Annotated in this window: 3 protein-coding genes; all 3 read right to left on the reverse strand. The window is 62.5% G+C overall.

The window, feature by feature from the left end; genetic code table 11:
* Positions 1–1,041 (reverse strand): hypothetical protein (locus AC04MI_RS24830; RefSeq protein WP_476499002.1); only part of this gene is annotated, 1,041 nt, incomplete at its 3' end.
* A 62-nt stretch (positions 1,042–1,103) separates the two neighbouring features.
* Positions 1,104–1,820: an HNH endonuclease gene (locus AC04MI_RS24835; protein WP_436001326.1), complete on the reverse strand. Its 717-nt coding sequence runs from the start codon at positions 1,818–1,820 to the stop codon at positions 1,104–1,106.
* Between the two features lie 12 nt (positions 1,821–1,832).
* Positions 1,833–2,095: hypothetical protein (locus tag AC04MI_RS24840; RefSeq protein ID WP_476499003.1), on the reverse strand; the 263-nt coding region annotated here is incomplete at its 5' end.

Genomic DNA, 2,095 nt, shown 5'->3' on the forward strand with positions numbered 1-2,095 from the left:
GCGGCGTACGCTGATGCCGCTGCGATAGAGCTGAATCGCGTAGGTGTACATCTGGAATCGGTCGGTGGCGTTGAGCCACACCGCACGCGGCGAGAGCGCCCGCTGGCTCGGGTCGCGCAGCTTTTCCAGGTTGAAGGGATTTTCGCGACTCAGCCCGATCCAATGGTTGCTCGCCACGATCTCTGCCGTTGGGGTCATCGCCTGCAGCGTGGTGAAGCGCGGCACTTGCAGACCTGCAGGCAGGTATTCGTAGGCACCGAACAGGAAGAGAGAGTCGATCTCTACCTCTGCGTATCGGGCCAGTAGCAACAGCTCCGGATGCGTCGCCCAGCGGCGATTGCCGCCGCCTCGGGCTCCGTTGCCGTAGGCGATGATGCTGGCGTAGTCAGGGTTGACGTTGGACACCCTCACGCTCGCCAGTACCGGCCGCTGTTGGTTCAGCACCCAGTCGAGCCGGTCGTGCGTGGGGAGTTGGGCGCTGGAATAGAAGTCGAACTGCTCGGCCGGCACAGGCATGTCCAGCATGAAGCGGGCATACGCCACTGGCGGCGCAACGAACTGCACATGCACGACGTCTTCTTCCGCGATCCGCGGCGTCCAGCAGTATGCGTAGGCCTGATGGGCTGCGCCCAGAGCGGCGTCCACCTCGGGCGTCAGGTGGGCATCCATGTGCGGCAGCATGCGGGCACGCAGCTCGTCGGCAAGGTTATCCAGCTGAGGAACGGCTTGGGTGATGTCCAGGCCGTACGTCTGTCGGCAGAACTCCATGACCCTGCTGAAAACCTGCGACAAAGCCTCGGTGATCTGCTGCTCCGGGAATACACGCGAAAGCAGACCCCACCCCAGTCCGATCTCGTCCTGACCGATGAAGCTGCCAGTCGTGTTCCAGGACGTCAGGTAGGTCGTGCGCTTGATGTAAGAGGTGCGATGCAGGTTTGTGTTGTAGAGCGCGGTGAACTCCAGATTGGTCCACCACAGCGTTTCGTTGTCCAGCGCGGCCACGCCGTTGATGCGACGTGCGGGCCCGCCGTCGATCGACATCCAACCACCCTGGTGAGGGTCCTGATTATCGAATCGGACGACACCGCATCGCTTCAAGCCCATTACGCGGCCACCCCGGCGATCGACTTCCAGGATGCAACGGGCAGGTTCGAGAACGCTGCTCCTTTGGTGCTCCAGTCAGCAGCGCGCTTGATGACCTCCGAGAGCGGAGGCAGGTACCGGCAGCCGGCCAGCCACACATCACGGCTGGCGTATCGATCGTCACCCACGTCCTGCAGCAGGCGCACCATCGCGTGCAGCTGGGAAAGGCCAGGTCGCACCGTCTTGCCGTTGGCTTTCTCAACCGCTTCCGCTCGCGCCTCCAACCTGGAGTAGACCGACCATGCCGAGCGATCGCTCTTGTCAGTCTCCCCGGCCTTCGGCTCAGCGTGCTGGCTGTTGGTATAGCCATGCGCGCCAATGGCGTAGAGCAGCTGGTTGAGCTCTGCCTGCTGTAGTTCGGGCAGATAGATGATCCTGCCCGGATTTGGCGAGAGCTCGCGCAGCGTCAGATCCAGATGAAGCGGCCAATGGCACATGAAGCAGATCGGCACCAGATTCTCGCTGGTGCTGTTGCCATGATCGCCATCCAGATGGTGGAGCTCGAAGCCATCCCAACTTCCAAACTGAAACGCGCAGGCGAAGCAGCGATTGTTGAAGCGCCCCTGACCGAGAACGCTCTTCCTCAACGCATCATCACCCTCCCCGGCTCGGGTGTGACCGAGTCGGGGAGCGCGACGAACGTTGCGGGTAACGGACAGGGGAAGCGAGATGGTCACGAGCTACCCCGATTACTGCGGGACCGTGATCTTGCCGCGGTCAGCCTTGCCGTCGCCCCAGACGGTATCCGAACCGGTGGTCAGGACCGAGGACAGCGCGGTGAGGGTGCAGCCGACCAGGACCATGATGGTCGCGACCTTCTTATTGATCGGGCCGTTGCCTTCCTTCTTCGCGTCGCTGTAGAAGCCGAACAGGCCACCGACAACCAACGCCATGCCGAGCACGACACCGCCCATCTGGATTAGGTTCACACTGTCCTGGCCCAGGCCGGTAA

It is taken from the genome of Acidovorax sp. LjRoot204 (assembly GCF_056175785.1).